Source organism: Micromonospora krabiensis (assembly GCF_900091425.1).
GTDB lineage: Bacteria > Actinomycetota > Actinomycetes > Mycobacteriales > Micromonosporaceae > Micromonospora > Micromonospora krabiensis.
In genome coordinates this window covers 4,509,293-4,535,998 of the sequence record NZ_LT598496.1, presented here as the reverse complement: position 1 = coordinate 4,535,998, position 26,706 = coordinate 4,509,293, and the positions used below count along the sequence as shown (strand labels likewise).

Annotated in this window: 24 protein-coding genes; 15 read left to right on the top strand and 9 right to left on the bottom strand. The window is 72.5% G+C overall.

All coding sequences use genetic code 11. The features are described from left to right. Positions 1-54 precede the first annotated feature (54 nt). Both GA0070620_RS20660 and GA0070620_RS20655 read left to right on the top strand, forming a co-directional pair. On the top strand, positions 55-4,419 hold the full coding sequence (locus tag GA0070620_RS20660; protein ID WP_091593337.1) for a HAMP domain-containing protein: 4,365 nt from the start codon (positions 55-57) through the stop codon (positions 4,417-4,419). Next, positions 4,416-4,970, top strand: coding sequence for a response regulator (locus GA0070620_RS20655; RefSeq protein ID WP_091593335.1), 555 nt, complete (start codon positions 4,416-4,418; stop codon positions 4,968-4,970). The genes GA0070620_RS20660 and GA0070620_RS20655 overlap by 4 nt, the downstream gene beginning before the upstream one ends. A 51-nt stretch (positions 4,971-5,021) precedes the next feature. Here GA0070620_RS20655 and GA0070620_RS20650 read toward each other — a convergent pair whose 3' ends face one another. Continuing rightward, the gene (locus tag GA0070620_RS20650) at positions 5,022-5,357 is read right to left on the bottom strand and encodes an STAS domain-containing protein (protein WP_091593333.1); all 336 of its coding nucleotides are present in this window, start codon (positions 5,355-5,357) and stop codon (positions 5,022-5,024) included. A gap of 200 nt (positions 5,358-5,557) precedes the next feature. Between GA0070620_RS20650 and hemL the strand changes: the two genes are divergently transcribed. The 7 genes from hemL (at position 5,558) to GA0070620_RS20615 (ending at position 13,199) form a co-directional block, all read left to right on the top strand. Next, the gene (gene hemL, locus GA0070620_RS20645; protein ID WP_091593331.1) at positions 5,558-6,895 is read left to right on the top strand and encodes a glutamate-1-semialdehyde 2,1-aminomutase; all 1,338 of its coding nucleotides are present in this window, start codon (positions 5,558-5,560) and stop codon (positions 6,893-6,895) included. 63 nt (positions 6,896-6,958) lie between these two features. Further along, positions 6,959-7,606: a histidine phosphatase family protein gene (locus GA0070620_RS20640; RefSeq protein WP_091593329.1), complete on the top strand. Its 648-nt coding sequence runs from the start codon at positions 6,959-6,961 to the stop codon at positions 7,604-7,606. Further along, entirely contained in the window at positions 7,606-8,178 is a 573-nt protein-coding gene (locus GA0070620_RS20635) for a TlpA family protein disulfide reductase (protein ID WP_091593326.1), read from the top strand. The genes GA0070620_RS20640 and GA0070620_RS20635 overlap by 1 nt, the downstream gene beginning before the upstream one ends. Then, a complete protein-coding gene (locus tag GA0070620_RS20630; protein ID WP_091593324.1) occupies positions 8,178-9,020 on the top strand; it encodes a cytochrome c biogenesis CcdA family protein in 843 nt (280 codons plus the stop codon). The genes GA0070620_RS20635 and GA0070620_RS20630 overlap by 1 nt, the downstream gene beginning before the upstream one ends. Continuing rightward, complete coding sequence (gene resB, locus GA0070620_RS20625; RefSeq protein ID WP_091593322.1) at positions 9,020-10,678, top strand: cytochrome c biogenesis protein ResB; 1,659 nt, start codon at positions 9,020-9,022, stop codon at positions 10,676-10,678. The genes GA0070620_RS20630 and resB overlap by 1 nt, the downstream gene beginning before the upstream one ends. After that, positions 10,678-11,658, top strand: a complete 981-nt coding sequence (ccsB, locus tag GA0070620_RS20620) for a c-type cytochrome biogenesis protein CcsB (protein WP_091593320.1) — start codon at positions 10,678-10,680, stop codon at positions 11,656-11,658. The genes resB and ccsB overlap by 1 nt, the downstream gene beginning before the upstream one ends. Positions 11,659-11,717: 59 nt before the next feature. Beyond that, positions 11,718-13,199, top strand: coding sequence for an AAA family ATPase (locus GA0070620_RS20615; protein WP_231921878.1), 1,482 nt, complete (start codon positions 11,718-11,720; stop codon positions 13,197-13,199). On the opposite strand, the gene GA0070620_RS20610 is transcribed toward GA0070620_RS20615, so the two are convergent. After that, positions 13,184-13,405 (bottom strand): hypothetical protein, encoded by a 222-nt coding sequence (locus tag GA0070620_RS20610; RefSeq protein WP_091593318.1) that lies wholly within the window; start codon positions 13,403-13,405, stop codon positions 13,184-13,186. The two genes, GA0070620_RS20615 and GA0070620_RS20610, sit on opposite strands and share 16 nt — an antisense overlap. 98 nt (positions 13,406-13,503) lie before the next feature. Next, positions 13,504-13,980 carry a MarR family winged helix-turn-helix transcriptional regulator gene (locus GA0070620_RS20605; RefSeq protein ID WP_091593316.1) on the bottom strand — a complete coding sequence of 159 codons (477 nt, stop codon included), beginning with the start codon at positions 13,978-13,980 and terminating at the stop codon, positions 13,504-13,506. Positions 13,981-14,065: 85 nt separating this feature from the next. Here GA0070620_RS20605 and GA0070620_RS32775 point away from each other — a divergent pair, with 85 nt between their 5' ends. Further along, positions 14,066-14,626, top strand: coding sequence for a carboxymuconolactone decarboxylase family protein (locus GA0070620_RS32775; protein WP_231921877.1), 561 nt, complete (start codon positions 14,066-14,068; stop codon positions 14,624-14,626). An 18-nt stretch (positions 14,627-14,644) separates the two neighbouring features. Here GA0070620_RS32775 and GA0070620_RS20595 read toward each other — a convergent pair whose 3' ends face one another. After that, positions 14,645-15,460, bottom strand: coding sequence for an alpha/beta fold hydrolase (locus tag GA0070620_RS20595; RefSeq protein ID WP_091593314.1), 816 nt, complete (start codon positions 15,458-15,460; stop codon positions 14,645-14,647). Positions 15,461-15,640: 180 nt separating this feature from the next. Between GA0070620_RS20595 and GA0070620_RS20590 the strand changes: the two genes are divergently transcribed. Both GA0070620_RS20590 and mqnP read left to right on the top strand, forming a co-directional pair. Next, on the top strand, positions 15,641-17,101 hold the full coding sequence (locus tag GA0070620_RS20590) for a menaquinone biosynthesis decarboxylase (RefSeq protein ID WP_091593312.1): 1,461 nt from the start codon (positions 15,641-15,643) through the stop codon (positions 17,099-17,101). After that, complete coding sequence (mqnP, locus tag GA0070620_RS20585; protein WP_091593311.1) at positions 17,101-18,012, top strand: menaquinone biosynthesis prenyltransferase MqnP; 912 nt, start codon at positions 17,101-17,103, stop codon at positions 18,010-18,012. Before GA0070620_RS20590 ends, mqnP begins: the two co-directional genes overlap by 1 nt. A gap of 141 nt (positions 18,013-18,153) precedes the next feature. On the opposite strand, the gene GA0070620_RS20580 is transcribed toward mqnP, so the two are convergent. Then, positions 18,154-19,116, bottom strand: a complete 963-nt coding sequence (locus GA0070620_RS20580; protein WP_091593308.1) for a terpene synthase family protein — start codon at positions 19,114-19,116, stop codon at positions 18,154-18,156. Between the two features lie 167 nt (positions 19,117-19,283). On the opposite strand from GA0070620_RS20580, the gene GA0070620_RS20575 reads away from it, so the two are divergent. Beyond that, complete coding sequence (locus tag GA0070620_RS20575; RefSeq protein ID WP_091593306.1) at positions 19,284-19,913, top strand: UbiX family flavin prenyltransferase; 630 nt, start codon at positions 19,284-19,286, stop codon at positions 19,911-19,913. 81 nt (positions 19,914-19,994) lie between these two features. Here the strand turns inward: GA0070620_RS20575 and GA0070620_RS20570 are convergent, their stop codons facing one another. Beyond that, positions 19,995-20,261, bottom strand: coding sequence for a BldC family transcriptional regulator (locus tag GA0070620_RS20570; RefSeq protein ID WP_091593304.1), 267 nt, complete (start codon positions 20,259-20,261; stop codon positions 19,995-19,997). Between the two features lie 269 nt (positions 20,262-20,530). Between GA0070620_RS20570 and GA0070620_RS20565 the strand changes: the two genes are divergently transcribed. Beyond that, entirely contained in the window at positions 20,531-20,989 is a 459-nt protein-coding gene (locus GA0070620_RS20565) for an Lrp/AsnC family transcriptional regulator (RefSeq protein ID WP_091593302.1), read from the top strand. A 105-nt stretch (positions 20,990-21,094) separates the two neighbouring features. Then, positions 21,095-21,919, top strand: coding sequence for an SDR family NAD(P)-dependent oxidoreductase (locus GA0070620_RS20560; RefSeq protein ID WP_091593300.1), 825 nt, complete (start codon positions 21,095-21,097; stop codon positions 21,917-21,919). Positions 21,920-21,976: 57 nt separating this feature from the next. On the opposite strand, the gene GA0070620_RS20555 is transcribed toward GA0070620_RS20560, so the two are convergent. From GA0070620_RS20555 to GA0070620_RS34080, 3 genes are all read right to left on the bottom strand, one after another. Continuing rightward, positions 21,977-22,597, bottom strand: a complete 621-nt coding sequence (locus GA0070620_RS20555; protein WP_091599086.1) for a putative glycolipid-binding domain-containing protein — start codon at positions 22,595-22,597, stop codon at positions 21,977-21,979. A 116-nt stretch (positions 22,598-22,713) separates the two neighbouring features. After that, positions 22,714-24,540 (bottom strand): DEAD/DEAH box helicase, encoded by a 1,827-nt coding sequence (locus GA0070620_RS20550; RefSeq protein WP_091593298.1) that lies wholly within the window; start codon positions 24,538-24,540, stop codon positions 22,714-22,716. Between the two features lie 416 nt (positions 24,541-24,956). Further along, on the bottom strand, positions 24,957-26,633 hold the full coding sequence (locus GA0070620_RS34080) for a hypothetical protein (RefSeq protein ID WP_091593296.1): 1,677 nt from the start codon (positions 26,631-26,633) through the stop codon (positions 24,957-24,959). Positions 26,634-26,706: the final 73 nt, after the last annotated feature.

Sequence of the window (26,706 nt, the reverse complement as noted above, 5' to 3'; positions counted from 1 at the left end):
GGGATGGCCGGCGAGTCGGCAGCGCCGGCGGCCCCCGAGCTGAGACGAGGAACAATGACCACGGCGAAGCAGTCGGTGGCGGATCCGTCCGCGCCGGACCACGAGGCGCTCCTCGGTGAGTTGACCGAGGCGCTGCGGCGGGTGCGCCGCGGCGACCTCAAGGTCCGTCTGCCCCGGCGTTCCGGGCAGGCGGGGGAGGTCGCGGACGCCTTCAACGAGGTCGTCTCGATGCAGGAGCGGCACCACCTCGACCTGCGGCGGATCAGCCGGGTCGTCGGTCGGGACGGCCGGCTCACCGAGCGGCTGGACCACGAGGGCCTGGACGGCTCGTGGGCCGACGGGCAGCGGGCGGTCAACTCGCTCATCGACGACCTGGGTCGGCCGACCACCGAGATCGCGCGGGTCATCGTCGCGGTCGCCGACGGTGATCTCTCCCAGCACATGGCGTTGGAGATCGACGGCCGGCCGCTGCGCGGTGAGTACCTGCGCATCGGGCGCACCGTGAACACGATGGTGGACCAGCTGTCGTCGTTCGCCGACGAGGTGACCCGGGTGGCCCGTGAGGTGGGCACCGAGGGCAAGTTGGGCGGCCAGGCCGACGTGCGGGGTGTGGCCGGCACCTGGAAGGACCTCACCGACTCGGTGAACACGATGGCGTCGAACCTGACCGGCCAGGTGCGGTCGATCTCCCAGGTGGCGACCGCGGTGGCGAAGGGCGACCTGTCCCAGAAGATCACGGTCGGGGCGCGCGGCGAGGTCGCCGAGCTGGCCGACACGATGAACTCGCTCACCGACACGCTGCGGCTCTTCGCCGAGCAGGTGACCCGGGTGGCCCGTGAGGTAGGCACCGAGGGCAAGCTGGGTGGTCAGGCCGACGTGCCGAACGTGGCCGGCACCTGGAAGGACCTGACGGACAGCGTCAACTCGATGGCGTCGAACCTGACCAGTCAGGTCCGCAACATCGCGCAGGTCTCCACGGCGGTGGCCCGGGGTGACCTGTCGCAGAAGATCACGGTGGCGGCGCAGGGCGAGATCCTGGAGCTCAAGGACACCGTGAACACGATGGTGGACCAGCTGTCGTCGTTCGCCGACGAGGTGACGCGGGTGGCCCGCGAGGTGGGCATCGAGGGCAAGCTGGGCGGCCAGGCCCAGGTGCGCGGGGTCTCCGGCACCTGGCGGGACCTCACCGAGAACGTCAACCAACTGGCCGGCAACCTGACCAGCCAGGTCCGCAACATCTCCCAGGTCTCCACCGCCGTGGCGAAGGGCGACCTGTCGCAGAAGATCACGGTCGACGCGCAGGGCGAGATCCTGGAGCTGAAGAACACCGTGAACACGATGGTGGACCAGCTGTCGTCGTTCGCCGACGAGGTGACCCGGGTGGCCCGTGAGGTGGGCACCGAGGGCAAGCTGGGCGGTCAGGCGCAGGTCAAGGGCGTCTCGGGCACCTGGCGGGACCTGACGGACAACGTGAACTCGATGGCGTCGAACCTGACCAGCCAGGTCCGCAACATCGCCTCGGTCACCACCGCCGTCGCCAAGGGTGACCTGTCGCAGAAGATCACCGTCGACGCCCGGGGCGAGATCCTGGAGCTGAAGTCGACGGTGAACACGATGGTGGACCAGCTGTCGTCGTTCGCCGACGAGGTGACGCGGGTGGCCCGTGAGGTGGGCACCGAGGGCAAGCTCGGCGGTCAGGCCCAGGTGCGCGGCGTGGCCGGCACCTGGCGGGACCTGACCGACAACGTGAACTCGATGGCGTCGAACCTGACCGCCCAGGTGCGGAACATCGCGCAGGTCTCGACGGCGGTGGCGAAGGGCGACCTGTCGCAGAAGATCACGGTCGACGCGCAGGGCGAGATCCTGGAGCTGAAGTCGACGGTGAACACGATGGTGGACCAGCTGTCGTCGTTCGCCGACGAGGTGACCCGGGTGGCCCGCGAGGTGGGCACCGAGGGCAAGCTCGGCGGTCAGGCCCAGGTCAAGGGCGTCTCCGGCACATGGCGCGACCTGACCGACAACGTGAACTCGATGGCGTCGAACCTGACCGGTCAGGTCCGCAACATCGCTTCGGTCACCACGGCCGTGGCGAAGGGCGACCTCGGCCAGAAGATCACGGTGGACGCGCAGGGCGAGATCCTGGAGCTGAAGAACACCATCAACACGATGGTGGACCAGCTGTCGTCGTTCGCCGACGAGGTCACCCGGGTGGCCCGCGAGGTCGGCATCGAGGGCAAGCTCGGCGGTCAGGCCCAGGTCAAGGGCGTCTCCGGCACCTGGCGCGATCTGACCGAGAACGTCAACCAGCTCGCGTCGACGTTGACCACCCAGCTGCGGGCCATCGCGCAGGTCTCCACCTCGGTGACCCGCGGCGACCTCACCCAGCGGATCAACGTCAAGGCGCAGGGTGAGGTCGCCGAGCTGAAGGACAACATCAACCAGATGATCGTCACCCTGCGGGAGACGACCAAGAAGAACGCCGAGCAGGGCTGGCTCGACTCCAACCTGGCCCGCATCAGCGGCCTGCTCCAGGGGCAGCGCGACCTCGGCGAGGTCTGCCGCATGATCATGCTGGAGGTCACGCCGCTGGTCGACGCGCAGCTCGGTGCGTTCTTCCTGGCCGACACCTCCGAGGGGAGCATGCGGCTGCGGCTGACCGCCTCCTACGGGTACGTGGCCCGCGGGCACGACGTCACCTTCGGGCCGGGAGAGGGCCTGGTCGGCCAGGCGGCGCTGTCCCGCCGGACCATCCGGGTCAGCGCCTCCCCGGACCGCGCGCTGACCGTACGATCCGGGCTCGCCGACACGCCCCCCGCCGACCTGGTGGTGCTGCCCGTCCTGTTCGAGGGCGAGCTGCTCGGCGTGATCGAGTTCGCCAGCGTCGTGCCCTTCTCCGAGCTGCACCTGTCGTTCCTCGAGCGGCTGGTGCTCACCATCGGCATCGCCGTCAACACCATCCAGGCCAACCGGCGTACGGAGGAGCTGCTCGCCCAGTCGCAGCGGCTGGCGCACGAGCTCCAGGAGCAGTCGGCGGAGCTGCAGCGCACCAACGCCGAGCTGGAGGAGAAGGCCACCCTGCTGTCGGAGCAGAAGGGCAACATCGAGACGAAGAACCGGGAGATCGAGCTGGCCCGGATCGGCCTGGAGGAGAAGGCGCAGCAGCTCACCCGCGCGTCCGCGTACAAGTCGGAGTTCCTGGCCAACATGAGCCACGAGCTGCGTACGCCGCTGAACTCGCTGCTGCTGCTGGCCCGACTGCTCGCCGAGAACTCGGAGGCCAACCTCACCCCGAAGCAGATCGAGTTCGCCCGCACGATCCACGGCGCCGGGTCGGACCTGCTCTCGCTGATCGACGACATCCTCGACCTGTCCAAGATCGAGGCGGGCCGGATGGACGTCGAGCCCAACGAGGTGCGGTTCGCCGAGATCCGCGGCTACGTGGAGCAGGCGTTCGCGCCGCAGGCCGAGGAGAAGGGCCTGGACTTCCAGGTGCGGGTCAGCAAGGACCTGCCCCCGGCGCTGGTCACCGACGCCCAGCGGCTCCAGCAGATCCTCCGCAACCTGCTGTCGAACGCGGTGAAGTTCACCGACAACGGCGCGGTCACGCTGCGGATCGCCCCGGCGGCCGACAACGCGGTCTTCGACGTGCCGGCGCTCACGAACGCCCGGCAGGTCATCGCGTTCACCGTGATCGACACCGGTATCGGCATCTCCGACGACAAGCTGTCGATCATCTTCGAGGCGTTCCAGCAGGCCGACGGCACCACCAGCCGTCGGTACGGCGGCACCGGCCTGGGGCTGTCGATCAGCCGGGACCTCGCCCGACTGCTCGGCGGCACCATCACGGTCTCGTCGGCGCCGGGGCAGGGTTCGACCTTCACGCTCTTCGTGCCGGACGTGCTGGCGCCGGATGCCGTGGTGGCGCCGCTGCCGCCGTCGCCGGCCCGGGCGGGACTGCCGTCCTCCCTGCTCATGCCCCCGGTGGAGCTGCCCGCGCCGGCCGCCGGCCCGACCACCCGACGGCTCGACGGGGCCACCGTGCTGATCGTCGACGACGACGTCCGAAACGTCTTCGCGCTGACCTCTGCGTTGGAACTGCACGGTATGACCGTGTTGTACTCGGATAACGGGGCGGACGGTGTCCGCCTGCTCGCCGAGCATCCGGAGGTGGACATCGTCCTGATGGACGCCATGATGCCGGACCAGGACGGGTACGAGACCACCCGCCAGATCCGCCGTAACCACCGCTTCGCGGACCTGCCGATCGTCTTCCTGACCGCGAAGGCGATGCCGGGCGACCGGGAATCGGCGCTCGCCGCCGGAGGCAGCGACTACATCACCAAGCCGGTGGACCTGGACGAGTTGATCGAGCTCATGTCGTCCTGGATCAGCGGCAGCCGCACCGAGGAGAACTCGTGACCCAGATGGCCAAGGCGCTGCTCGTCGACGACCGCCGCGAGAACCTGATGGCCCTGGAGGCGATCCTCCAGGGCCTCCCGGTACAGTCGGTGGCAGTGGAGAGCGGCGAGGCGGCGCTCAAGCAACTGTTGGTGGACGACTTCGCGGTGATCCTGCTGGACGCGCAGATGCCGGACATGGACGGTTTCGAGACCGCCAGCCACATCAAGCGGCGCGAGCGTACCCGGCACGTGCCGATCATCTTCCTCACCGCCGCCGACCGGGACGCCCAGTTGGCGCTGCGCGGGTACGCGGTCGGCGCGGTCGACTACCTCACGAAGCCGTTCGACCCGTGGGTGCTGCGGGCCAAGGTGTCGGTCTTCGTGGAGCTGTGGGTGAAGACCCGGCAACTCGCCGCACAGTCCGATCTCGTACGCGAGCGGGACACCCAGTTGCGGTTGCTGACCGATGCGGTGGACGAGGCGACCGCGCTGCTGCGGGCCGACGACGCGGACGCCCGCGACCGCACGATCGACCTGCTGGAACAGGCCCGCTGGGGCAACCCCACCTGACCCACCCGCGCCCCGCCTCCCGGGGTCAGGAAAGGGCGGCCCCGGGGGAGGTCAGCTTGTCGTCTGGTCGTTGCGGATCATCAGGGCCGAGCGGAGGCCGGTGATGTCCAGGACGCGGAGTAGGAAATCGCCCACGTGGGTCAGCACGAGCAGGCTCTGGGAGTGGCTCGCCTTGCGGCTGAGGACGACGAGGGTGCCCAGCCCCTGCGAGTCGCAGAAGGTCACCCCGCCGAGGTCGAGCACGATCCGTGGCGGCGGGTCGGCGAGGACCTCGTTCACGACGGTCGACAGCTGGGCGGCCGTGAGCATGTCGATCTCACCGGCGAGGCGCAGCACTGCTTCGTCACCCGTCCGGTGTACCGTGATGGACAGTTCGGCACGATCCACCCGGTCAGCCTAACGCGATCCGGTCGACCCGGCCTGTCGAGGCGCGGCTTGCGATCAACTTCTGTCTTCGCCGAGCGTCGATCACCGGCGCGCGGCTCCGATCGATCGCCGGGCCGGCGTCCCGAGGTCGGGTGAGCCGGGTAACCCCAGCCAGGGGTCATTGCCGCTGTCCCGGCAAGCGCTGACACAATGGCGTCATCGTGACCGACACTTCTTCCGCCGGATCCGGCCGCTATCCGGCCGACGCCCCGGCCTCCGAGGCCCTGTTCGACCGTGCCCGCGCCATCGTGCCGGGCGGGGTGAACTCCCCTGTCCGCGCCTTCCGCGCGGTCGGTGGCACCCCGCGCTTCATGGTCCGGGGCGAGGGTCCCTGGCTCTACGACGCCGACGACCGGCGCTACGTCGACCTGGTCTGCTCGTGGGGCCCGCTGATCCTCGGTCACGCGCACCCCGAGGTGGTCGCCGCGGTGCAGGCCGCCGCCGCGCGGGGGACCAGCTTCGGCACCCCGACGCCGGGCGAGGTCGAGTTGGCCGCCGAGATCGTCGACCGCACCCCGGTCGAGCAGGTCCGGCTGGTCAACTCCGGCACCGAGGCCACCATGTCGGCCATCCGGCTGGCGCGTGGCTACACGGGCCGGTCCAAGATCATCAAGTTCGCCGGCTGCTACCACGGCCACGTCGACGCGCTGCTCGCCGCCGCCGGTTCGGGCGTCGCCACCCTCGGCCTGCCCGACTCGCCCGGCGTCACCGGCGCCGCGGCCAGCGAGACGGTCGTGCTGCCCTACAACGACCTGCGGGCGGTGGAGGAGGCCTTCGCCGCCGAGGGGCCGCACATCGCCGCGGTGATCACCGAGGCCGCCGCCGGCAACATGGGCGTGGTGGCCCCCCGCGACGGCTTCAACCAGGAGCTGGCGCGCATCGCGCACGCGCACGGTGCCCTGCTCATCGTCGACGAGGTGATGACCGGGTTCCGGGTGTCCCGCTCCGGTTGGCACGGCCTCGACCCGTCCGACGCCGACCTCTGGACGTACGGCAAGGTCATGGGCGGTGGCCTGCCCGCCGCGGCCTTCGGCGGGCGCGCGGAGATCATGGCGCGGCTCGCGCCGGCCGGCCCGGTCTACCAGGCGGGCACCCTCTCCGGTAACCCGCTGGCCTGCGCCGCCGGCCTCGCCACCCTGCGGCTGGCCGACGACGCGCTCTACCGGCGCCTCGACGAGACGGCCGCCGTCGTGGGCAAGCTCGCCGCCGACGCGCTCGCCGCCGCGGGTGTCCCGCACCGGCTGTCGTACGCGGGCAGCATGTTCTCGATCTTCTTCACGGACGCGGACGTCGTCGACTACGACAGCGCCCGGACCCAGCAGGTCCCCGCGTTCAAGGCGTTCTTCCACGCGATGCTCGCCGCCGGCGTCTACCTGCCGCCGAGCGCGTTCGAGTCGTGGTTCGTCTCGGCGGCGTTGGACGACGCCGCCCTGGAGCAGATCGCCACCGCCCTTCCGGTGGCGGCGCGAGCAGCGGCAGCGGCCGGTCACGGGGGGTAGCGTGCGCGCGAGGAGTGAGCCGGGTTTGCGAGCCCCGCAGTCGCGAACGAAGGGGGCGCAACGGTGAGCAAGACGGTGGTCCACGTGCTGCGGCACGGCGAGGTGCACAACCCGGACAGGATCCTCTACGGGCGGCTGCCCGGTTTCCGCCTCTCCGAGCTCGGTGTGCAGATGGCCAAGGCCGCCGCGCAGGGGCTCGCCGAGCGGACGGTGGTGCACGTCGTGGCCAGCCCGCTGGAGCGCGCGCAGCAGACCGCCGAGCCGATCGCCGCGCAGTTCGGCCTGCCGGTCGGGGTCGACGAGCGGTTGATCGAGAGCGCCAACTGGTTCGAGGGCAAGAAGGTGTCGCCGGGCGACGGCTCGTTCCGCGACCCGCGCAACTGGTGGGTGCTGCGCGACCCGATGACCCCGTCCTGGGGCGAGGCCTACCGGGTGATCGCGGAGCGGATGTTCGCCGCGCTGCACGCCGCCCGGATCGCCGCCGAGGGCCGCGAGGCCGTGCTGGTCTCGCACCAGCTGCCGATCTGGACCCTGCGCCGGTACGTCGAGCGCAAGCGTCTCTGGCACGACCCGCGTCGGCGTCAGTGCGGCCTGGCCAGCCTCACCTCGTTCCACTTCGACGGCGCCAAGGTGGTCGGCATCGGCTACTCCGAGCCGGCCGCCCACCTGATCGCGATGTCGCCGACTGCTCGGACGGCCAAGGGGGCCTGATGCACACCCGGAGGTGGACCGCTGGTCTGCTCGCCGTCGTCGCCGCGGTGGGGCTGGTCGGCTGCACGTCGAAGAGCCAGGAGAAGTCCTGCACCACCTCCCCCGAGGGTGTGATCGAGTGCGCGCCGGAGCAGCGTTCCGCGCCACCGAAGATCGCCGGTGAGCTGCTCACCGGCGGCGCGTACGACGTCTCGCAGGCCCGTGGCCAGGTCGTCGTGGTCAACTTCTGGGGCTCGTGGTGCGCGCCCTGCCGCGCCGAGGCAGACGACCTGGAGGCGACCTACCAGGCGACCAAGGCCTCCGGCGTGACGTTCCTCGGCATCAACGTGCAGGACAGCAAGGACAAGGCGATCGCGTTCGAGGAGGGCCGGGTGTCCTACCCGAGCCTCTTCGACCCGCCGAGCCGGCTGGCCCTCGCCTTGGACATCCCGCCGAACACGATCCCGGCCACCGTGGTGCTCGACCGGGACGGCCGGGTCGCCGCGGTGATCCGCGCCGCGGTCAAGCAGGCGGGGCTGCAACCGATCGTCGAGCGGGTCGCCGCCGAGCAGCCCGCCGCCGGTTCCCGCTGATGGGCGAGACGTTCCGGCAGGTCGCCCTCTCCGGCCCGCTGCTGCTCGCCATCGGTGCGGCGGCCCTCGCCGGGCTGGTCAGCTTCCTCTCCCCGTGCGTCCTGCCGCTGGTTCCCGGCTACCTCTCGTACGTCACCGGTCTGGCCGGCGCCGACCTGGAGGGGCGCGGCTCTCGCCCGCAGCCGACGGAGCCGGCCGGCGGGTCCGGCGGCGGCACGGCCGTCGCGGTGCGGGAGCGGGCCGCCCGGACCGGGACCGCCGCGGTAAAGGGCCGGGTGCTCGCCGGGACGTTGCTCTTCATCGCCGGGTTCACCGTCGTCTTCACCGCCACCGCGGTCCTGTTCGCCAGCGTCGGGAAGGTCTTCTTCCAGTACGAGCGCACGCTGGAGATCGTCATCGGCTCGTTGATCGTCCTGCTCGGGCTGGCCTTCGTCGGTGTGGTCCCCGGCATGCAGCGCGAGTTCCGGATCCACCGACTCCCGGCCGCCGGTCTGCTCGGTGCGCCGGTCTTCGGCGCGGTCTTCGCGCTCAGCTGGGTGCCGTGCGTCGGCCCGACCCTCGCCGCGGTCACGGGTATGGCCACGGTCAGCGGGCAGGTCGACCGGGCGGTGGTGCTCGCCGTGGCGTACTGCCTGGGGCTGGGGATACCGTTCGTCGTCTTCGGGCTGGGCTTCCAGCGCCTGCTCGGGGTCTTCCGCGCCATCCGGCGCAACAGCCGCTGGGTCACCCGCGTGGGTGGCGCCCTGCTGATCGTGATCGGCCTCGCCCTCGTCACCGGCGGCTGGACGAACGTCGTGATCTGGCTGCAGACCACCGTGGGAGTGGGCGAGGTGAGCATCTGATGACCGCCGTGGACGACCGCCGCGCGGCACCGGCCGAGGCGCCCCGGCACCGGCCGAACCGGGTGCTGGCCCTGCTGCGCAACTCGTGGCGGCAGCTCACCGCCATGCGTACGGCGCTGGTGCTGCTCTTCCTGCTCGCGATCGCCGCCATCCCGGGCTCGGTGCTGCCGCAGCGGAACATCAGCCCGGAGAAGGTCAACGAGTACTTCGTCGACCACCCCGACCTGGCCCCCCGGCTGGACCGGATCGGCGGCTTCGCGGTCTTCAGCTCGGTCTGGTTCTCCGCCATCTACCTGCTGCTCTTCATCTCGCTGATCGGCTGCATCACGCCACGGCTGCGCGACCACGTCCGGGCCCTGCGGGCGAAGCCGCCGGTCGCCCCGAGGCGGCTGGACCGGCTGCCCCAGCACGCGGTGCTGGCCGCGCCCGAGGGCGGGGCGGCGGCGATCGCCGAGGTGCTGCGGCGGCGGCGCTGGCGCGTGGTGGTGCGCGGCGACGAGGTGTCCGCCGAGAAGGGCTACCTCAAGGAGAGCGGCAACCTGCTCTTCCACTCCTCGCTGGTGGTCGTGCTGATCGGGGTGGCGCTCGGCTCCTGGTACGGCTGGAGCGGCAACCGGCTGCTCGTCGCCGGCGCGGACAACGCGTTCTGCAACACCCGGCAGCAGTACGCCGAGGCGAAGCTCGGCCCGCGGGTGGACACCGCCCACCTGCCCGCCTTCTGCCTGACGCTGGACCGGTTCGACGCGCGGTTCTTGGAGTCCGGGCAGCCGGAGTACTTTAACGCCACGGTGACGGTGGAGGAGCGGGGCCGGGCGACCCGTACCGCCGACTTCTCGGTCAACTCGCCGTTGCGGCTCGACGGCGCCAGCGTCTACCTGCTCGGTCACGGCTACGCCCCGGTCATCCGTTACACCGACCGCTTCGGGCGCAGCCAGACCAGCGCCACGCCGTTCCTCACCACTGGCGACATGGGGCTGACCGGCGAGGGCCTGGCCGCCTTCCCGGACGCCAACGTCGACCCGGCCACCGGCAAGCGCGAGTCGGACCTCCAGATGGCGTTCACCGGCATCTACCTGCCCACGGCGCCGGACTCGCCGCCGTTCGTGCGGTCGCAGTACCCGACCGAGCGCAACCCGGCCCTCAACCTCGTCGCGTACCGCGGCAACCTCGGCCTGGACGCGGGCATCCCCGGCTCGGTCTACGAGCTGGACCAGCGGCAGGTCCGCATGGGCAAGGTGAAGCAGGTCGGCGAGAAGGTGCTCAGGAAGGGCGAGAGCTGGAAGCTGGACGACGGCACCACCGTCGAGTTCCTGGGCACCGAGCGCTATGTGACCCTCTCCGTGCGGCACGACCCCGGGTCGACGCTGCTGCTGGTGAGCTGCGGGGTCCTGCTCCTCGGGCTGATGGGGGCGCTGTTCGGCCGACGCCGCCGCGTCTTCTTCCGGGTACTGCCGGCCGGAATCGCGCCCCCCGGAGCCGAAACTCCGACGAGCGGTAGTAGTTTGGTCGAGGCCGGTGGGTTGCCGCGCACCGACCATCCAGGGTTCGCCGACGAGTTCGCGCAGCTCGTCGCCGCCGTCCGCGGTGACGAGCGACCGGACGAGCGGGCCGGCGCGGAACGCAGCGACCCGGCCGGGACGCGGGAAGGGACCGAGTGATGTCCGCACTCTCCGATCAGCTGGTGACGTTCGCGACGCTGGTGTACCTGATCGCGATGATCAGCCACGCGGTCGAGTACGCGCTGGGCAACGCCCGTCCCCGGGTCGCCGCGGCACCCGCCCGCGAGCTGGTGGGGGCCGGCGTCGGCGCTCCCGGCGCGACGCTCGCCCCTCCGGCCCCGCCGGAGACGCCGGTGTCCCCGGCGGACCGGTCCGCCGCCCGCGCCCGCCTGGCCGGCACCATCGCGGTGGCGGCCACCGCGGTCGCCGTCCTGCTGCACCTCGTGGCCCTGGTCACCCGCGGTCTCGCGGCCGACCGGATGCCGTGGGGCAACATGTACGAGTTCGTGCTCACGGTGTCGTTCATCGGCGCCGCGGCCTGGCTCGTGGTGCTCGCCAAGCGGCCGTCGCTGCGCCGGCTCGGGCTCTTCCTGACCCTGGTGATGGTGCTGCTGCTGGCCACCGCCGAGCTGGTGCTCTACGTGCCGGTGGTGCCGCTGGTCCCGGCGCTCAACTCGTACTGGTTCGTCATCCACGTGTCGACCATCGTCTTCTCCTCCGGCATCTTCCTGCTCGGCGTCGTGCCGGCGGTGGCCTTCCTGATGCGCAACGGCTACGAGCAGGGCCGGCGGAGCTTCCCCTACACGCTCGCCAAGCGGCTGCCGGCGGCGGCCGCCCTGGAGCGGCTGACCTTCGTGTTGCACGCCTTCTCGTTCCCGATCTTCACGTTCGCGGTGATCGCGGGAGCCATCTGGGCCGAGGCGGCCTGGGGCCGTCCGTGGGGCTGGGACCCGAAGGAGACCTGGGCGTTCATCTCGTGGGTCGTCTACGCGGGCTACCTGCACGCCCGGGCCACCCCGAGCGTGAAGCGGAACGTGGCGACCTGGATCGCGGTGATCGGCTTCTTCACCGTGCTGATGAACCTGTTCGGCGTGAACATCTTCTTCACCGGCCTGCACTCGTACGGCGGCCTCAGCTGACGTCACATTTTGTAGGACTACACTTCTAAGAACTGTAGTTCTACATTCTGAGGTGACGGGTGGGGCTGACGAAGCCGACGGGCATCTTTGACCGCGACTACGAGTGGGCGGAGTTGGCCCGCTTCGCCGCGGACGAGCGCCCCGGCGCGACCCTCGGTGTGGTTAGTGGCCGACGTCGGCAGGGCAAGACGTTCCTGCTCTACGAGTTGGCGCGGGCTACGGGCGGGTTCTATTTCGGTGCCACCGAGGCCACCCCGGCGGAGTCGCTCCGGCGCCTGGGCGAGGCACTCGGCCAGCACACCTCCGCTCCGGGTCCGCTGCATCTGCCCGACTGGTCGAGTGCCGTCGACGCCCTGCTGGCCCTGGGACGGGCGCGCCCGACGACGGTCGTGCTCGACGAGTTCCCGTACCTGGCGCGCGCCAGTCGGGATCTGCCGTCGATCCTCCAGCATGCCCTCACGCCGGGTCGGCCGGAACGCGTCGAGTCCCGTACCCGCCTGCTTCTCTGCGGTTCGGCGCTCTCCTTCATGGGAGGCCTCCTGGCCGGCTCGGCTCCACTGCGCGGGCGCGCCGGTCTGGAGCTTCCGGTTCCGCCGCTGGACTACCGCACCGCGGCGATGTTCTGGGGCCTCAGCGACCCGCTACTGGCGGCCCAGGTGTTCGCCATCGTCGGCGGCACGCCCGCGTACCGTCGCGAGTACGTCCAGGACGACGCTCCGGACGGTCCGGCCGACTTCGATGACTGGGTGGTGCGGGCGATCCTGAACCCGGCACGGCCCCTCTTCCGGGAAGCGCGCTACCTGTTGGCCGAGGATCCGGACCTGCGGGACACGGCGCTCTACCATTCCGTGCTCGCGGCGGTGGCGGAGGGTAACGGCACGCGGGGCGGCATCGCCAGCTACATCGGGCGGAAGGCGACCGACCTGCAGCATCCCCTGACCGTCCTGGAGGACGCGGGTCTGCTCGTCCGGGACCCGGACCCGCTGCGTAGCGGGCGGAGCCGCTATCGGATCTCCGAACCGCTCATCACCTTCTATCAGGCGATCATGCGGCCGGCGTGGACGGCCCTGGAGCAGCGCCGCGGGGCGGACGTGTGGCGGCGTTCGCAGCGACGCTTCGGCAGCGCCGTGCTCGGACCCGCCTTCGAGGAGACGGTACGGCAGTGGACCTTGCGGTTCGCCGTTCCGGAGACCTTCGGCGGGGTCGTGGCCGAGGCGAGCGCCGGCGTTCTCACCGACCCGTCGACCCGGACCAGTCACGAACTCGACCTCGTGGCGATCGGGGAGCCACCCGTCGGCGACGGTGCGCGGCCATTGCTGGGTATCGGCGAAGCCAAGTGGGGCCGTGTCCTGGGCCGACCCGACCTCGGACGGCTGGAGCGTGCGCGTCAGTTGCTCGCCGCGCGGGAGGGTTTCGAAGCGGACGCGGCCCGGCTGCTGTTGGCCAGCGGCGAGGGCTTCACCGACGAGTTGCGGCAGGTCGCCGCCGGCCGGCCGGACGTGATCCTGGTCGACCCGGAGCGGCTCTACTTCGGCGAGTGAGGATGCGGGAGTCGCCCGCGGCGGTGGCGGAGGAGCTCGTCGACGCGCCGGGTGATCTGGTAGGCCACCTCGGGCACATCGGCCAGCTCGATCCGTTCGGCCCGCAGTGCGAGCTGGGCGTGCAGCTCCCGGGCGACCGCGTTCCGCAGCTCGGTGAGCAGCGGTGACAGGCCGTCCGGGTCACCGACCAGGTAGGCGTCCGACATGTCGTCCAGGCTGCGCCGGCTCCCGGGGCGTACGACAGGGTTGGTGACTTTCCCCCGGGGGGCTTGACCGGCGCGGCCCCGTCGACGGCTGTCCGGAGTCAGCCGCCGAACCAGCCGGGCACGTCGAGGCGGAACCAGTTCGCGGGGGTCATGGTCCGCAGGTCGTTCTCGATGGCGGCGACCCGGTCCGCGCCGAGGGTCGCCGCCCAGCGGTCCCGGAGCTGGTCGAAGACGACGGCCGAGCGGCGTAGCCCGTCGTGCCCGCGGTCGGTCATCCGGACCAGCTTGCGGCGCGCGTCGCGGGGGTCGTCGGCCCGTTCCAGGTAGCCGAGGGTGACCAGCCGGTCCACCGTCTTGCCGGCCGCCTGCTTCGAGATGCCCAGCCGTTGGCCCAGCTCGCCGGCGGTGGTGCCGTCGGGGCCGACGGCCTGGAGCACGAAGCCGTGCAGCGGGCGCAGCTGGTCGTGTCCCTGTCGGGCCAGCTCCGCGTGCAGGTCGTCGATGAACGTACGGAACCCGGCGAGCAGCAGCAGGGGCAGCAGGAACCCGGGCCGCTCGGGATCAGCCGTTGCCACGTTCGACAACCACGTTTACTATTTGGTCAATCACGTTGACGATCGTACGCGACGTGAACCCCGGCTACCCGAGAGCAGGTCACCCGTGACCGAACACATCTTCCCCACGCACACCCCCGAGACCGCCCCCGCCGCCGCCCGCTCCACCATCGACGGCGTACGACAGGCGTTCGGCTACCTGCCCGTCGCGGTGGCGCGGATGGCCGAGTCCCCGGAGGCCCTCAAGGGGTTCCTCACCGCCAGCCGGATCTTCGAGGCCTCGGGCCTCGACCACCTCGACCGGGAGGTGCTGGTGCTGACCGTCGCCACCCACCACGAGTGCCACCTCTGCGTGGCGCTGCACACCGCCACGCTGCACCGGCTCGGCGCGGCGCCCGAGCTGATCGAGGCGCTGCGGGCCGGCGCGCCGCTGCCGGAGCGCCGGCTGGAGGCGTTGCGGCGATTCGTGCTGGCCGTGCTGGCGCACCGGGGTGCCGTCCCGGACGACGACGTACGGGCGTTCCTGTCCGCCGGCTACCAGCCGAGGCACGCCCTGGACGTGGTGCTCGGCATCGGGGCTTACACCATCTCGACGTTCGCCAACCGGCTCACCGCCGCGCCGGTGGACGCGCCCCTCGCCGCGTACGCCTGGGAGCCGGCCGCCTGACCGGCTCCCTCGGCCCGCTCAACCCTCGGCGGCCACCCGGTCGAGCCACTCGCCCACCAGCGCGTCGAACAGCACCGGCTGCTCGATCTGAAGGTTGTGCCCGGCCACGTCCAGCACCGCGAACGTCGCCCGGGGATAGTGCGGCAGCAGCGCGAACTGGTCGAGATAGCCGGTGGAGTGGTCCTGCCGGCCGGTGAGGACGAGGGTCGGCCGGGTGAACGGCTCCCCGCCCTCCGGATCCTCGGCGAGCGTCCAGCGCTGCCGGATCCGGGCCATCGCCGTGGTGTCCGCCACGTCGAGGCCCGCCAGGATCTCCTCGCGAAAGCGGCGCAGCGTCTCCGGGGACTGCACGACCGCCAGGTCGGCGAACTCGGCGGCGGTCCGGGCGTCGACCGAGGCGAGCAGGTCGGGATCGGGCCGCAGCACCTGCGGCTGCGGCAACCGGCGGTCCGCTTTCTCGACGGCGGTGCCCATGGGACAGATCAGGGCCAGGCCGCGCACCTGCTCGGGCCGGGAATTGGCGAGGGCCCGGGCGAGGTAGCCGCCGTAGGACTCGCCGACCAGGAGGAAGGGCGCGTCGCCGATCCGGTCGTCGACGAGATCCTGCACGGCGTCGAGCATGTCGTCCGAGCCGGCGATCTCCGGCGGGGCCGGCGACTCGCCCATGCCCGGCAGGTCCGGGTAGAGCCGCCGGTAGCCCGGGCGCCCGGCGAACACCGGTTCGAGACAGCCCAGCATCAGTCGGTGGTCCGGCGTCCAGCCGTGCAGGGCCAGCACCGGAACACCCGTGCCGTGCTCGACCACGTTCAAGGTCACCGGCGTGCGGCGTGCCATGGGGACTCCTCGCCTCGGGGGATACGGTGCAGGGATCTTGCCGGTCGGCACCGACAACTTTCCGGGTGGCCGGCGAGCGCTGTGGCGGGGCTCATACTCCGCACCCCGGTGGGTCGGATCGACCGCGCCGCGCCGACCCGGCCGGGCGGCCCACGACGGTGGTGGGGGAGACTGGCGGGTATGGCGGCTCGTGGCTTCCCGTACACCGATCTGAAGGACTTCCTCGCGGCGCTGAAGCGTGCGGGCGAGCTGCGGCGGGTGGACGTCCCGGTCGACCCCACCCTGGAGATCAGCGAGGTGGTCACCCGGACCGTCCGCGCCGGCGGCCCGGCGCTGCTCTTCGAGCGGCCGACCCGGGGTGAGATGCCGGTCGCGATCAACCTCTTCGGCACCGAGAAGCGGATGGCCATGGCGCTCGGGGTGGAGCGCCTCGACGAGATCGGCGAGCGGATCGGCGAGATGCTCAAGCCGGAGCTGCCGCAGGGCTTCGCGGGCATGATGGGCGGCCTCGGCAAGGTCATGCAGCTCAAGTCGATGCCGCCCAAGAAGGTCAAGACGGCCCCGTGCCAGCAGGTCGTCTACCGCGGCGACGACGTCGACCTCAACCGGCTGCCGGGGTTGCAGGTCTGGCCCGGCGACGGTGGGATCTTCCACAACTTCGGGCTGACCCACACGAAGGACCCGCAGACCGGCAAGCGCAACCTGGGGCTCTACCGGCTCCAGCAGCACTCGCACAACACCATCGGCATGCACTGGCAGATCCACAAGAACTCCACGGCGCACCATGCCGTCGCCGAGCGGCTCGGGCAGCGGCTGCCGGTGGCCATCGCCATCGGCGCCGACCCGGCGGTGGCCTACTCGGCCAGCGCACCGCTCCCCGCCGAGATCGACGAATACCTGTTCGCCGGCTTCCTGCGGGGCGAACGGGTCGAGATGGTGGACTGCCTCACCGTCCCGTTGCAGGTGCCGGCGCACGCGCAGGTGGTGCTGGAGGGCTACATCGAGCCGGGCGAACGCATGCCGGAAGGGCCGTTCGGTGACCACACGGGCTTCTACACACCGGTGGAGCCGTTCCCGGTGATGCACGTCGAGTGCATGACCATGCAGCGTGACCCGGTCTATCACTCGATCGTCACGTCGCAGCCGCCCCAGGAGGACCACGGCCTCGGCAAGGCCACCGAGCGGATCTTCGCGCCGCTGCTGCGCTTCCTGATCCCGGACATCGTGGACTACGACCTGCCCGCCGCCGGTGTCTTCCACAACTGCGCGATCGTGTCGATCCGCAAGCGCTACCCGAAGCACGCGCAGAAGGTCATGAACGCGATCTGGGGCGCGCACATGATGTCGTTGACGAAGCTGATCGTGATCGTGGACGAGGACTGCGACGTGCACGACTACAACGAGGTCGCCTTCCGCGCCTTCGGCAACGTCGACTACGCCCGGGACCTGCTGCTCACCGAGGGTCCGGTGGACCACCTGGACCACGCCTCGTACCAGCAGTTCTGGGGCGGCAAGGCGGGCGTCGACGCGACCCGCAAACTCCCCACCGAGGGCTACACCCGTGGCTGGCCGGAGGAGATGAGCATGTCGCCCGAGGTGGTCTCGCTGGTCGACAAGCGCTGGAAGGAGTACGGGATCTGATGACGGCCGTGCTGGAGCCCGTGGAACGACCGGGCCGGGTGAAGTCCTTCCTCCGACTGGTCGCCATCGAGCACTCGGTCTTCGCGCTGCCCTTCGCGTACCTGTCGGCGCTGACCGCGATGCGGGTCAACGGCGGGCACGTACGCTGGCTCGACCTGTTGCTGATCACCGTGGCGATGGTCGGCGCGCGGACGTTCGCGATGGCCGCCAACCGGATCCTCGACCGGCGGATCGACGCGCGGAACCCGCGTACGGCCGGGCGGGAACTCGTCACCGGGGCGGTCAGCGTGCGGACGGCCTGGACCGGCGCGGCCGTCGCCCTGGTGGTCTTCCTGGCCGCCGCCGCCCTGCTCAACCCGCTCTGCCTCGCGCTCGCCCCGCTCGCCGTGGTGCCGCTGGTCGTCTACCCGTACGGCAAGCGGTTCACCAACTGGCCGCACGCGATCCTGGCGATCGCCCAGGCGGTCGGGCCGGTCGGCGCCTGGCTGGCGGTCACCGGGACCTTCGCCGGCTCCTGGCCGGCCTGGCTGCTCGGTGCCGCCGTCGGGCTGTGGATCGGCGGATTCGACCTCATCTACGCCTGCCAGGACTCCGAGATCGACCAGGAGATCGGCGTGCACAGCGTCCCGGCGCGCTACGGGCGGCGCTTCGCGCTGCACGCCTCCACGGTCGCGCACGTGGTGACCTTCGCGCTGTTCATCTGGTTCGGTGCGCTGGTCGGCTTCGGCTGGCTGTGGTGGATCGGCCTGGCGCTGACCGCCGTCGCCTTCGCCTACCAGCACCTGGTGGTCAGCCCGACCGACCTCAGCAAGGTCAACCGGGCGTTCTTCACCGCGAACGGCTTCGTGGGCATCGCGCTGTTCGCGTTCGCCCTGCTCGACCTGGTGATCCGCCTGAACCTGCGCGCCTGACCCACGCGCGGGTGCCGTGCGCGGCGCTCGCTATGCGCCGCGTTCCCGCAACTTCAGTGAAGTAGTGGCGTCCCGTGTCGGCGGAGGCCACTACTTCCCTGATGTTGCTCCGTCGGGCCGGCCCGCGACCGGGGGGCGGGGTCAGGGGGTTAGCGGGTAGCGGGCGCTCTCCATCGTCCAGTCGATCGTGCCCCGGACCGCGTTGGCGATCCCGTCGAGCAGGTCGGTGACCGCCTCGTCCAGCGCCGGGCCGAACGACGGCACCGTCGCGCGCAGCTCGACGAAGCGCCGCATCGACGCCCGCCAGCGGTCGGCGACCAACTCCACCGCCACGTCGGTCGACACGCCCCGCTCACCGGCGACCGCGAGCACGAGGTTGTGCCCGCCGGAGGTGGCCCGATCCCGCTCCAGCGACGCCAGGTCGTTGTACCAGGCGAGCAGGTCGTTGCCCGTGTCGGCGATCTCCCGCAGCAGCGGGTGGTGGTAGACGGCGTCCGGCAGCGGGCGGCCGGTGACGAACTCGACCAGCGGAAACGAGACGTACGCGGCCGAGGTCGCGCGGCGCAGCTCGACGTACTCGGCGACGCCGGGTGCCCGGGCCGCCGTCTTGTTCGCCGCCTCCCGCCAGGTGCCCGTCAGGTGGTGGGCGACCGCGTCGGCGAAGCGCTGCCGCCACCGGGCGGACATCCGGCGGCGGGGCTCGCGCCAGGAGCGCACCAGCAACCGGCGGAGCGGCCCGGCCAGCCCGGGGTGCCGGTGACGCGGGCCGTCGACCAACAGTCGGACCGCACCGTCGCGCAGCGCCCGGATCTGCCCCAGGTCGAGTCGACCCGGGCCGTCGCAGGCGTCGTCCACCAGAAAGAACCAGGTGAACAGCGCGGTCAGCAGCCGCAGGTCGGGCTCCGTGGCGTCGGGGTAGAGCCGGCTGGCGTACCGGGCGAAGCCCGCGCCGGCCAGTCGCCGCGCCCCGGCCGCGTCGAGCGGGAGGCCGAGGGTGGGGAGCAGGTCCGCCGTCAGCCACTCCTGCACCCGGTCGGCGTACGGCGACAGCCGTGGCGGGATGGGGCACTCGGACCGTAGCGACTCCAGGACCGACCCGGTCATCCTCGATTCCTCCCCCGCGCGAAGACGCCGCCGTGCGAATCGCTGCCGGCAGCATGGCAGGTCCACGGGGGCGTCGTGAGCCCGGCCGGACACGGCGCGTGCTGCCCGTGCGCCCGAGACCGGGGGCCGCCGTCGGCCCCTCGCGACGACCAGGCAGGCTGGTGGGTATGCGCGAACCATGGGTCGTCGGGGTCTCCGGTGCGTCCGGCACGCCCTACGCGGCAGCCGTCGTACGCGGACTGCTCGACGCCGGGGAGCCGGTGGACCTGGTCGTCTCCCGGGCGGCCCGGCTGACCCTGCTCGACGAGACGGGCCGCCCGTTCCGGGACGGGCACTGGGCCGAGGACCTGGCGGGATGGCTCGGCCGTGACCTCGCCGACGCCGACGTGCGGCACTGGCCCGCAGGCGACCTGGCGGCCGGGCCGAGCAGCGGCTCGTACCGGGCGCGCGGAATGGTGGTCGTCCCGGCGAGCACGGCGGCCTGCGCCGGGATCGCGATCGGCCTCTCGAAGGACCTGTTGCAACGGGCGGCCGAGGTCAACCTGAAGGAGCGGCGGCCGGTGGTGGTGGTGCCTCGGGAGACCCCGGTGACCCGCAGCCACCTGGAGCACCTGATCGCGTTGCACGATGCCGGCGCCGTGGTGTTGCCCGCCAGTCCCGGCTTCTACGGCGCCGGGGCGTCGGCCTCCGCCCAGCAGTTGGTCGACTTCGTCGCCGGCAAGGTGCTGGACGCGCTGGGCGTGCCGCACACCCTGTTCGTACGCTGGTCCGGAGAGCTGGGCGCGGCCCGGGACTGATCGTGCGGCGCCGGCCCGGAGGCGCGCCGGACGAGGATCCGGGGCCGCGGGCCGGACCAGTCGGCCGGCCCGCGCGACGCGTCAGTACATCCCGGCGTTCGCCGGCCCAGGGCCGGTCGAGGCGGTGGGGCCGACGTTGCGCGCCTTCCCCATGTCGTCGGCCTCGTCCAGCATGCCCTCCCCCTCGAGTAGGGCTCGCACCTCGGATTCCCGAAACCGGCGATGCCCTCCTGGAGTCCGGATGCTGCCGATCCGTCCGGCCGCGGCCCATCTCGTCACAGTCTTCGGGTCTACCCGAAACAGCGCGGCGACCTCACCCGGTGTCAGCAGGCGATCTCCAGTGTCCACAGCCCCCTCCTCGCGTTCGACGAAGCCCCCGGCTGAACACACTGCCCCCGGCCGGTGCGAGCCCAGAGCCGTCATGAGGGACGTATGGCAATTACAGCACCAGCGACCTGGCCTGTCCGCCAAACGCGAAAAACGCACTGAGTGGGAAGTTAGTCAATGGTACCGGCGCTGCGCTCCTTTGACTCTGCGTACGCGAAGTGTTACCTGCTGTCATGTTCAACGGATGCCGGAGTCCGGGCGTTACGCCTCACCCGTTAGGGTCACAGTCCGTGGACGCCATCGACCTGAGCCTCGTGGAGCTGCTGCGCGGCAACGCCCGCCTCTCCTACGCCGAACTCGCCCGCCAGGTCGGCCTGTCCGCACCGGCGGTGCACGAACGGGTCGGCAAGCTGGAAGCCGGCGGGGTGCTGCGGGGCTACCGGGCGGACGTCGCGCCCGAGGCGATCGGCCTCGGCGTCACCGCGCTGATCGGCATCGTCGAGGACTCCGGCGCGGACACCGACGACGTCCTCGCGGCGTTCCGCGCGATGCCCGAGATCGAGTCCTGCTACTTCATGGCGGGCGTCGAGTCGTTCCTGCTGAAGGCCCGGGTGGGCACGATCGCCGAACTGGAGCAGCTGATCGTCCGCCTGAACCGGACCCCCGGCGTGGCCTCCACCCGCACCAGCATCGCGCTCTCCACCAAGTGGGAGAACCGCCCCCAACCGGTCACCCCGCCCGCCACCTGAACCGGCCACCGCTCGGGCGACGCGCCGCCGAGACGGCCTGGAGCGGGCGCGCGTCGTCACGGGCGGGGCCTGGTGCGGAGCGGCCGTCGGCGGTACGTTGCGCCGATGATCTCGCCAGCGAGCGGGGCGGCCGTCGTCACCGGCGCCGCGGGTGGCCTGGGCCGGGCCATCGCGGCCGCCCTGCACGCGGACGGCTGGCAGGTCCTCCTCACCGACGTGGACCGGGTGGCCGTGGCCGCCGTGGCGGAGCCGCTGGGCGGCTGGTCCCGTGCCCTCGACGTCCGGGACGAGGGCGCCTGCGCCGAGGTGGCCGCCGAGGCGGCGGCGCACGCCGGAGCCCTCGGGCTCTGGGTGAACAACGCCGGCATCCTGGTGACCGGGCCGCCCTGGAGGCATGACGCGGCGACCCGGCGTCGGGTGCTCGACGTCAACGCACTGGGCGCCATGAACGGGACCCTCGCCGCCGTGGACGTGATGCGCGCCCAGGGCAACGGTCACGTGCTCAACGTCGTGTCGCTGGCCGGGCTCGTGGCCGCGCCCGGCGAAACCGTCTACGCGGCCAGCAAGCACGCGCTGCTCGCGTTCAGCCTCGGCATCCTGTCCGACCTGCGGATGGCCGGCCACCGGGCCGTACGCGTCTCCTGCCTGTGCCCGGACGGCATCTGGACCCCGATGCTGCACGACCGGCTCGACGACCCGGGCGCCGTCGCCTCGTTCACCGGGTCGATGCTCACCCCCGAGCGCGTCGCGGCCCGGGTGGCGCGGCTGGCCCGGCGGCCACGTCCGGTGGTGAGTCTGCCCCGTTGGCGAGGCGCGCAGGTGCGGCTGCTGGACGCCGCGCCGCGCCTGGCGCTCGGACTCACGCCACTCCTGCGGGCGGTGGGCCGAGCCGGCCAGCGCCGGCAGCGCCGACGCGCCGAGGCGGACTGAGCGGCACGCCGTCGGGGCGGTGGGGATGCCGGCGCGGCGACGCCGGCGGCTCGGGGGTCAGCGCGGTGCGGCGCGCTCCGCCAGCCCCGGGTAGCGCAGCACGTAACCGTCGGAGTCCAACTCGATGTCGGCCGTGAACGAGTCGCTCGCGAAGCGCACCCGGCCCGGCCCCAGCGAGGTGTAGGTCTGCTCCGCCGGAACCACGACGAGGCTCGGCACCAGCACCCAGGCGACGGTGATCCGGCGTGGCACATCAGCCGGCCCGCTGGTCAGGCCGAGCCGGTGCACCGGTGGGGCGTTGAGCAGCGGGGACCCGCCGAGATCGACGTCGAGTGCGTCGGCCAGCCGATCCGGGTCGTCGGTGCCGGGCAGCCCGGCGGGCGGGTGCCCGGCGGCGGTCAACGCCACGTCCAGGTCACCCTGCTCGGCGGTGGTCACCCGCCACCGGTCGGCGGCCCTTTCCAGGCGTACGCTCCGCAGCCAGCCCGACCCCTCCACCTCGATCTCGAAGCGGGTGGTGGTCCAGTCCGGGGCGGTGGCCAGCCGGTAGCGAGCGGTCCACGGGATCGGGTCGACGGCGAGCATGGTGCCGCGCGCCGCCAACCCTTGGCCGTCGTCGAAGACGACGTGCTCGCTGCCGGCGGTGTCGGTCCGGGTCCAGAAGAGGGACTTCGGCATGGTCGGCATGAGCGGCACGTTACGCGACCTGACCGACACCATCAGTCAGACAAAGTAGATCTTGGTAGGAAACGGCCCCTCCAGGGGCCGAAACCTACCAAGATCCAGCTAAGTGCTCAGCGAGCGCGGGCCGGGGTACGCCCGTCGTGGTCCCCGTAGCGACGCTCTCCGGCAAAACGGTCGCCGTAGCGGCGCTCGCCCTGCCAGCGGTCCCCGTCCCGCCGCTCGTCCCGGCCTCCGGCGTGCCGCTCGCCCTGGGGGCGGTCGCTGAAGCGGCGCTCGCCGTGCGGCCGGTCGCCGCCGTGCCGCTCGCCCTGGGGGCGGTCGCCGTAACCGCGTTCGCCCTGGGGGCGGTCGCTGAAGCGGCGCTCGCCCTGGGGGCGGTCGCCGTAGCGGCGCTCGCCCTGGGGGCGGTCGCTGAAGCGTCGCTCACCCTGCGGCCGGTCGCCGTAGCGGCGCTCGCCCTGGGGGCGGTCGCCGTAACCGCGTTCGCCCTGGGGGCGGTCGCTGAAGCGGCGCTCGCCGTGCGGCCGGTCGCCGTAGCGGCGCTCGCCGTGCGGGCGGTCGCTGAAGCGGCGCTCGCCCTGGGGGCGGTCGCCGAAGCGGCGCGGCCCGCCGGAGCGGGCACCCTGCCGGCGCGGCTCCTCCGGCTCCTCACGGACCGGGACGCCGCTCGGCTCCCGTGCGCCGGTCAGCTCGGTGAGGGTCGGGTCACCGGCCCGCACCCGGGTCTGCTCCGGCTCGACACCGGCCTTCTCCAGCATCGCCAACGTGGTCCGGCGCTGCTTGGGCAGCACCAGCGTGGCCACCGCGCCCGACTCGCCGGCCCGGGCGGTCCGGCCGGCCCGGTGCAGGTAGTCCTTCGGGTCCTTCGGCGGGTCGACGTGCAGCACCAGAGAGACACCGTCCACGTGGATTCCGCGGGCGGCCACGTCGGTGGCGACCAGCACGTTCATCCGGCCCTCACGGAACTCGGCGAGCGTGCGGGTACGCATCCGCTGGGTCTTGCCGCCGTGCAGCCCACCCGCCCGTACGCCGACCGCGGCGAGCTGCGACACCAGCCGGTCCACGCCCAACTGGGTCCGGGCGAACACCATCGTCCGGCCGTCGCGCGCCGCGATCGACGCCACCACCGGGAACTTGTCCTGCGGCGGGATCAGCAGCATGTGATGGTCCATCGTGGACACCGCCGCGGTCGGCGGCGCGGTCGAGTGCGTGACCGGGTCGGTCATGAACCGCTTGACCAGCGTGTCGACGTCACCGTCCAGCGTGGCCGAGAACAGCAGCCGCTGCGTCCCGGCCGGGGTCTTCGCCAGCAGTTCGGTGACCTCCGGCAGGAAGCCCATGTCGGCCATCTGGTCGGCCTCGTCGAGCACGGTCACCTCGACGTCGTCGAGGCGGCACACGCCCCGCTCGATCAGGTCGCCGAGCCGACCCGGGGTGGCCACGACGATCTCCACGCCACGGCGCAGCGCGTCGATCTGCCGGTCGTACGGCACCCCGCCGACGGCGGTCTTCAGGAAGACGCCCACCGCCTTGCCGAGCGGCAGCAGCGCGTCGTTGACCTGCATGGCCAGCTCGCGGGTCGGGACGAGGACCAGGGCGCGGGGGTGCAGCGGGCGGGCCGCGGCACCGGCGGCGACCCGGGCGAGCACCGGCAGGCCGAACGCCAGCGTCTTGCCGGAGCCCGTCTGCCCCCGGCCGAGCACGTCACGCCCGGCCAGCGCGTCGGGAAGGGTCGCGCTCTGGATCTCGAACGGGGTGGTGATGCCCTGCCGGGCGAGCGCGCGTACGAGTGGCTGGGGGAGGCCCAGCGCGGCGAAGTCGCGCGTGTCGCCGGCGCTCTCCGGCGAGGCGGCCGGCTCGGCGGCCGCGTCGTGCTCCTCAGCGGTGGTCGGGTCGAGGGCGGACGGGAACGTGCTGGGGTCAGCAAAGGTGGTCAAGAAGTGCCTTTCAAGCGGGGCGCATCTTCGCGATGGCCTGCCGCAGCTCAACGCCGCCAAGTCGCCCGCAAGACCGCCCAGGGGCGCACGGAAACGCGCGCCAGGTCAGTGATCTACACAAGTGTACGGCGGCGGCCGCGAGCCGCCACCCGGCCTGACCCGTAGTGGGCGGGCTCACCAGTCGGTCGACCGGATCGCCGGACGCCGCGCCGCCGGCCAGAGCCATCGACGCCCGCCATAGTCGACAACGGTGCGCGCCCCCCACCTGCCCACCCGACCCCACCCCTGACCGCCCCGGCGATCTTGCAGTTTGTGTCCTGTGAGAACGGGCGAATGCCCCGAACCGGGGGCCGAAACTGCAAGATCGCGCACGTCAGGCAGGGCAGGGCAGGGCAGGGCAGGGCAGGGCGGGCGGGTCAGCCGTTGAGGAGGTTGCCGATCAACCCGCTCACGGCGTCGTCGGCGAGTAACACGAGCAGCACGCTGACCAGGACCAGCAGGCCGAGTGCCACACCCAGGACGACCACGACCCGAGCCGTCCGCGACCGTTCGGCCGGCGCGTCCGCCCAGCCCTGCGCCAGGATGTGCCCGGTGAGTGAACCGGACGTTTCGGTCGTATTGGTGGGCAGTGCCACGGTCGTGAACCCCGGGCCCTCGGTGCCCGCCCCGTAGACGGTGCCCTGGAGGTCGGGGCCGCCGTCGTACCGGACGGAGCGACCGCCGGCCGGGGCGCCGCCGTCGCGCGAGCTTCCGACCGACGTACGGGCTGGCGGGACGGCCCCGAACGGCGCCGTCGACGGGGCGCCGCCGGAGAGCTTCCCGACGTCGGTGGGCGTGGTGCCGCTTCGTGTTCCCGCGCTCGGGGTGCGACCGGCGGGGCGGAGTTCGGCCGGGCTCGCGGCCGGCGGCCAGGTCGGCAGGGCGGGCTCGGGAACGACCGGTGGCGCCGAGACCGGAGCGCTGCCGGGACCCGGTGGCGCCGACACCGGGGTGCCGGAGCCCGCGGGTGGGGCGGACACCGGGGCGCTGGCGCGTCCGGGTGGCGCCGACACCGGAGCAGTGGCGCGTCCGGGTGGGGCGGACACCGGAGCAGTGGCGCGGGCGGCCGGTGCGGACGCCGAGTTCGCCGGTGGTGGCGGGAACGGAGGTGCCGGCATCGGCCCCGGAGGTGGCGGCGGCGGTGGCACCGGTGGCCCCGGTGGCGGCGCCGGAGGGTTCGGCAGGGGCGGCACCGGCCCGGGCGGCGTGGGACGTGGCCCCGGCCTGGGCGGACCCGGACGGGGACCGGGCGCCGGAGGGGTGGGCTCGGGCACCGGCGGGGCCGGGGACGGTGGCGTCGGACCGGGGACCGGTGGGGTGGGCGCGGGCGCAGGCTCCGGCTCCGGGGTGGGCGGCTTCGGCGGTTGAGCCGGCTCCGGGGGCTGTGCCGGCTCGGGCGGCTCGGGGTTCACCGGGCCGGACCGGTACACGGTCGTCGCACCGGATCCGGCCTGCGCCCCGGCCGCGACCGCCTCGTCGGCCGTGACCCGGCTGCCGCCGAGCGCGGCGGCGGACGCTCGGGCGACGGCACCCGCCTCGGTACCCGTCGGCCGGCTCGCTCCCGGCACCGGGGCGCCGGCCCGAGCGGCTGGCCGACCCTCGTCGGTCGCCTTCTGGCCGGAGACCGGTACGGCGGCGCGGGCCCGTGCGGGTGCCGCGGAGCCGTCCCGTTGGGCGGGGAGCGCGGTGGCCGGAGCATCGGTTTTGACCGATCCGTAGGTGGTGCCGACCGCCGGCGACGACGCCGGGGTCCCACCGGTGGTCGTGGCCACACTGGCCCGCGCCCGCACCGGCGCGGCCGGCTTCGGGGTGGGACCGGCGGCATCCGACGCCACGCCGTCACCGGCGGCACCGCTCGTCGGCGCGCCGTCGTCGGTCACCGCGTCGGGGTCGGTGCGCGCGGGGCTGGCGGAGTCGTCACCGGTGGGGCCGCCGTCGGCTGGGTCGCCCTCGACCGGGCCGGCGTCCTCGGCCGGCTTGGTGGCGGACGGTTCCTCGGGCACGGGCCTGCTGGCAGGGTCGACCGTCTCCGCCGGAACCTTCTGCTCGGCCATGCTCGCCCTCCGCGCCACGCTCGCACCCGGACCCGGCCGGGACCGGGCGTGCCTGGATGCCACGGTGCCACAT

Coding starts and splice junctions, on each gene's coding strand:
- GA0070620_RS20660 (WP_091593337.1), top strand. CDS start 55: ATGACCACGGCGAAGCAGTCGGTGGCGGATCCGTCCGCGCCGGACCAC.
- GA0070620_RS20635 (WP_091593326.1), top strand. CDS start 7,606: ATGCACACCCGGAGGTGGACCGCTGGTCTGCTCGCCGTCGTCGCCGCG.
- GA0070620_RS20630 (WP_091593324.1), top strand. CDS start 8,178: ATGGGCGAGACGTTCCGGCAGGTCGCCCTCTCCGGCCCGCTGCTGCTC.
- resB (WP_091593322.1), top strand. CDS start 9,020: ATGACCGCCGTGGACGACCGCCGCGCGGCACCGGCCGAGGCGCCCCGG.
- ccsB (WP_091593320.1), top strand. CDS start 10,678: ATGTCCGCACTCTCCGATCAGCTGGTGACGTTCGCGACGCTGGTGTAC.
- GA0070620_RS20610 (WP_091593318.1), bottom strand. CDS start 13,405: ATGTCGGACGCCTACCTGGTCGGTGACCCGGACGGCCTGTCACCGCTG.
- GA0070620_RS20595 (WP_091593314.1), bottom strand. CDS start 15,460: ATGGCACGCCGCACGCCGGTGACCTTGAACGTGGTCGAGCACGGCACG.
- GA0070620_RS20590 (WP_091593312.1), top strand. CDS start 15,641: ATGGCGGCTCGTGGCTTCCCGTACACCGATCTGAAGGACTTCCTCGCG.
- mqnP (WP_091593311.1), top strand. CDS start 17,101: ATGACGGCCGTGCTGGAGCCCGTGGAACGACCGGGCCGGGTGAAGTCC.
- GA0070620_RS20580 (WP_091593308.1), bottom strand. CDS start 19,116: ATGACCGGGTCGGTCCTGGAGTCGCTACGGTCCGAGTGCCCCATCCCG.
- GA0070620_RS20575 (WP_091593306.1), top strand. CDS start 19,284: ATGCGCGAACCATGGGTCGTCGGGGTCTCCGGTGCGTCCGGCACGCCC.
- GA0070620_RS20560 (WP_091593300.1), top strand. CDS start 21,095: ATGATCTCGCCAGCGAGCGGGGCGGCCGTCGTCACCGGCGCCGCGGGT.
- GA0070620_RS20555 (WP_091599086.1), bottom strand. CDS start 22,597: ATGCCGAAGTCCCTCTTCTGGACCCGGACCGACACCGCCGGCAGCGAG.
- GA0070620_RS34080 (WP_091593296.1), bottom strand. CDS start 26,633: ATGGCCGAGCAGAAGGTTCCGGCGGAGACGGTCGACCCTGCCAGCAGG.